This window comes from Sulfitobacter sp. UBA4523, from assembly GCF_002388305.1.
Classification (GTDB): Bacteria; Pseudomonadota; Alphaproteobacteria; order Rhodobacterales; family Rhodobacteraceae; genus Sulfitobacter; species Sulfitobacter pontiacus.
This window is the reverse complement of the sequence record NZ_DGMH01000051.1, coordinates 16,309-20,573: the sequence shown is the minus strand read 5'-3', so window position 1 is coordinate 20,573 and position 4,265 is coordinate 16,309. Positions and strand designations below refer to the sequence as shown.

5 protein-coding genes are annotated in these 4,265 nt (G+C 65.6%); 1 reads left to right on the top strand and 4 read right to left on the bottom strand.

Annotation, left to right across the window (positions count from 1 at the left end; genetic code table 11):
* Positions 1-770 (top strand): hypothetical protein (locus tag B3849_RS12870; RefSeq protein ID WP_286780252.1); only part of this gene is annotated, 770 nt, incomplete at its 5' end.
* A 3-nt stretch (positions 771-773) separates the two neighbouring features.
* Here the strand turns inward: B3849_RS12870 and glp are convergent.
* The 4 genes from glp to B3849_RS12850 form a co-directional block, all read right to left on the bottom strand.
* Positions 774-2,849 (bottom strand): gephyrin-like molybdotransferase Glp, encoded by a 2,076-nt coding sequence (gene glp / locus B3849_RS12865; RefSeq protein WP_278425502.1) that lies wholly within the window; start codon positions 2,847-2,849, stop codon positions 774-776.
* The gene (mobB, locus tag B3849_RS12860) at positions 2,846-3,337 is read right to left on the bottom strand and encodes a molybdopterin-guanine dinucleotide biosynthesis protein B (RefSeq protein ID WP_278375149.1); all 492 of its coding nucleotides are present in this window, start codon (positions 3,335-3,337) and stop codon (positions 2,846-2,848) included. The genes glp and mobB overlap by 4 nt, the downstream gene beginning before the upstream one ends.
* Positions 3,334-3,936 carry a molybdenum cofactor guanylyltransferase MobA gene (gene mobA, locus B3849_RS12855; protein WP_278375148.1) on the bottom strand — a complete coding sequence of 201 codons (603 nt, stop codon included), beginning with the start codon at positions 3,934-3,936 and terminating at the stop codon, positions 3,334-3,336. The genes mobB and mobA overlap by 4 nt, the downstream gene beginning before the upstream one ends.
* Positions 3,933-4,265 (bottom strand): formate dehydrogenase accessory sulfurtransferase FdhD (locus B3849_RS12850; protein WP_286780251.1); only part of this gene is annotated, 333 nt, incomplete at its 5' end. The genes B3849_RS12850 and mobA, both read right to left, overlap by 4 nt.

The following is a 4,265-nucleotide window of genomic DNA, read 5'->3' as shown; positions in this document are numbered from 1 at the left end:
CCGCCACAGCGGCCCGCGCCAGCCGTGTCATGCGCGAGGAAAGCAAACGCTTGCAGGCCGCGATCGACGCGATCCGGCAGGCGTATATCGCGCAACAGCAAGGGCAGAACCTTGGCGCAGACGCGACCGTCGCACGCAAGCTGGATGAAATCGCCGCCGCCGCCCGCAAGACCGAAAGCACGCTGGCCACCTTCCAAAGCCGCCGCGACGCCAGCACCCGCCTGGCGCCTCTCAAGCCTGCGGTGGTCGATGACCAGCCCGCGCTGGCGCTTGGCACCTCGGCCGCGGATATGACCCCGCCGCTGTCGCATGAAGATTTCATTCGCGCGTTGAATTTCCCCGAAACCGCAGAGGATACCGAAGGCTTTTCGGCGCTGCGCAAGGCGTTGAAAGACCGCAATGCGTCCCAGCTGGTGCAGGCGTCGCAGGACGTGCTGACGCTGCTTAGTCAGGACGGTATCTATATGGATGACCTGCGCCCCGACCGTGCACGCCCCGAAATCTGGCGCCAATTCGCCCAAGGGGCCCGAGGCCGTCCGATCGCAGCTTTGGGCGGCATCCGCGACCGGTCCTCGCTGGCGCTGACCAGTGCCCGCATGAAGCAGGACCCGATCTTCCGCGATGCCGCGCATCACTTCCTGCGCCGTTTCGACCGCGCCTTCGCCGCCTTTGAAGCCGAGGCCTCTGACGCCGACATCTCGGCACTGACCGACACGCGCACCGTGCGGGCCTTCATGTTGCTGGGCCGCGTGGCAGGGACGTTCGACTAGCGGTCAGGTGATCCCGAAAGACCCATAGGGAATATAGCGCACCAGATCGCCCGGCTGGATGTCGGCCGCGGCGTCCGGGAGTTCGACCAATCCTTCGGCCCAAGCCAGCCCGCTGATCCGCCCCGACCCCTCCGATGCAAAGACCTGCACCCGCCCGTCGCGCATCCGCGCGCGCAGATACTCGCGCCGCCCCGGTTTCTTGCGTTTGCTGAAATCTGCGGGCACGTCGAACCCCTGCGGTACAGGCCAGTCCTGCCCCGCCAGCCGTGCCAAAGCAGGGCGCGCGAAAATCAGGGTGCAGACCATAGCCGCCACGGGGTTGCCCGGCAGACCAAAAACCGGCGCGCCTTGCCACATGCCAAGCGCTAAGGGCCGCCCCGGTTTGACCGCGATGCGCCACAGGTCAAGCGCCCCTGCCTCGGACAAAAGGGCCGACACGTGGTCTTCATCCCCCGCCGACGCGCCACCGCTGGTCAGGATCGCATCGACACGGCCCTGCGTCTCATCCAGCCGCCTGCGCAAGGCTGCGCGGTCGTCACCCACATGCCCCAGATCCACGCCCTGATGGCCGAACTGCGATACCAACCCCAGCAACATCGGGCGGTTCGCATCGAATATCTGTCCGTCGGCCGCGGTTTGACCGGCCTCGACGATCTCATCCCCTGTCGATAGCACGCCAACGCGCAAGCGCCGATGGGTCGACACCGACGCCGTTCCCGTGGCCGCGAGCAAGGCGATATCCGCCGCTGTGATCCGTCGTCCTGCGCGCAGTGTCACGGCACCCGCTGTCACGTCCTCCCCCGCTTTGCGGGTATTGGCACCCTGTTTCACCGGACCGTTAAACCGCAGGGTGCGCCCGTCAATGGTCACGTCTTCTTGTAGCACCACGGTATCGACGCCTTCGGGCAGCGCGGCCCCTGTCAGCACGCGGATCGCCTGCCCCTCGGCCAGCGCCCCCGGCGCGTCGCCTGCCGCCGCGCGCCCCTCGGCCAGCGGCATCGCATGGGCCCCGGCCGCGCGCCCGCCCGCAAAGCCATAGCCATCAACAGCCGTATTTGGCAGCGGCGGATTGGCGCGGCATGCCAGCACATCCGCCGCGGCGATGCGCCCCAAGGTGGCAGCCAAAGGCACGTCTTCGACAGGGGTCACCGGATGCAGCCGTTCCCGCAGTTGCGCCAGCGCTTCGTCCACCGGCGTCCAATGCACGCCCGGCGGCAGGGCAAAACAATCGTTGCGCAGGGGGGGCGGGGCCTTGAGCAGATGTTCGAACCCCAGACCGAAAATCCAACCCTCCTCCGCTGCCTCAACATCCAGCATCTGCGCCAGATCGGCGGCAGGGACGGCGGCCAGCTGCCGTGCCAGTTCCTGCACCTGCCACGCATCCTTGACCCTGTTGTCAGGAGCGGGCCCCACGGTAAGCGACGGCCAGATCTCGGCAAAGACCACCTGCGCATCCGGCCTTTCAAACGGCCAGACCGCGACATGATCGGCAAAACGAGCACGCAGGCGTGACAGCACAGGCAGCCCCATGACCACCTGCGACCCGACAGCCCCTGCCCCGGCCATTTGCCAGCAGGTGAAACTGCCCTTGGCACGCTGTTCCGCCGCGCGCTTGTCGGGAAACGGGTTGTCGTAGCCCGCCTTGGTGCGCGGCAGCCCTGCGATATCGCGGTTCGGCAGGCCGTTGGCCCAGAAAGGGCCGCTGCCATCGCCCAGACCCAGATTGATCTCTGCCACCAGATCGAAACGGTTGTTACGGTCTGGCGCATCTTCGACCCGCGCCTCGAACCACTCCCACAGGGCGAAGGGATCCTCGCTGCCCGTCAGGGCCTCGGCAAAACCGCTGGGGTAGGCAAAGGGGAAATCGAAGCCGATGAACAAACGGTGATCCTGTGCCAGCTCTGCTTCGATCAACGCGGCGATCCACGCCTCTGCCTCGGACCGGTTGCGCAGATAGACAGGCGGGTCCGAGATGCCCCCCCGCGACACCCCCGCCCAAATCGCATCTTTGCGCGGGGTTTGTCCGGTGTCATTACCGCCGGACCAATCGACCACAACAAACGTGTCGAAATGGCTCACAAGCCCACCTCGGCCAGAATGAAATCGGCGATGGTGCTGGTGTCATTCAGATCGAATACGGGGCGATCCAGAGTCATGGGGGTGTCGCTGGCAATCGCCTTGATCGTCGGATCCTCTGGCGCGATCAGCGCATTGCCGGTTTCGGCCCGATGCGCTTCGACCTTGGCGTGACCGTCGCGCTTGTAGCCTTCGACCAGCACCAGATCGACGGGCGCAAGCTTGGCCAGCAGCGCGTCGAGCGTCGGTTCATCCTCGCCGTGCAGCTCATGCATCAGGGCAAAGCGGTTGCGCGAGGCCAACAGCACCTCGCGCGCGCCAGCGACGCGGTGGCGGTGGCTGTCCTTGCCCGGATGATCCACATCAAAACTGTGGTGCGCATGTTTCACGGTAGACACTGAAAACCCGCGGCCCGTGATTTCGGTCACGAGGCGTTCCATCAGCCCCGTTTTGCCTGCGTTTTTCCAGCCGACAACGCCGTAAACTCTCATATCATCTCCTGTGCGCGGGCCAGATCTTGGGGGGTGTTGATGTTAAAGAACGCGTCCTCATGGGGGAACAGCGCTTCGCGACCCTCATGGGTTTGGGTCCACATCACGACCTTGCGCAGCCCCCCTTGCAAGGCGGCGCGCAAATCGTCGCGTAAGGCCACCGGCCAGAGGCCAAAGGTCGGATGCCGCGCGGTGCCGCGTTTGGCATCCGGCGTGGCGGCCAGCACCAGCGGATGGGTCATCCCCTCGCTTGCCAGCAACAGCTGCGGCGCCAGATCACCGGGGAAGAACGGCGTGTCTGCCGCCGCTGTGACAATGGTATCCGCGCCCTGTTCAGCGGCCCAATCCAGCCCGGCCAGCACGCCCGCAAGCGGACCGGCGAACCCGTCGATACTATCGGGCAACACCGGCAACTTCAGCCCCGCAAACCGCGCGGCATCACCATTGGCATTCAACGCGACGCGATCCACCTGCGGGGTCAGCCGTTCAATCACATGACCTAGCACGCTTTGACCGCCAAGCTGCAACAGCCCCTTGTCGCCGCCGCCCATCCGCGTCGCCTGCCCACCGGCAAGGATCACCCCAAGTGGCTGTTTCATGCGCTGCCCTTTCGCCCAGATCGTTTCGGTTCATCCGCGATTCCGTCGGGGTCCGCGTCACGGATCAACCGGTCCTCGCCCGCCAGACAGATAAAGCGTTTGCCCTTCATCCGGCCGATCAGCGTCAGCCCGACCTGCTGCGCGATCTCTACCCCCCAGGCGGTAAAGCCGGAGCGCGAGACCAGCGCAGGGATGCCCATCATCGCGGTCTTGATCACCATCTCGGAGGTCAGCCGCCCCGTGGTATAGAGGATCTTATCCTCGGCCGGGACTTTCTCAGAAAGCATCCAGCCCGCGATCTTGTCGACCGCGTTGTGGCGGCCGACATC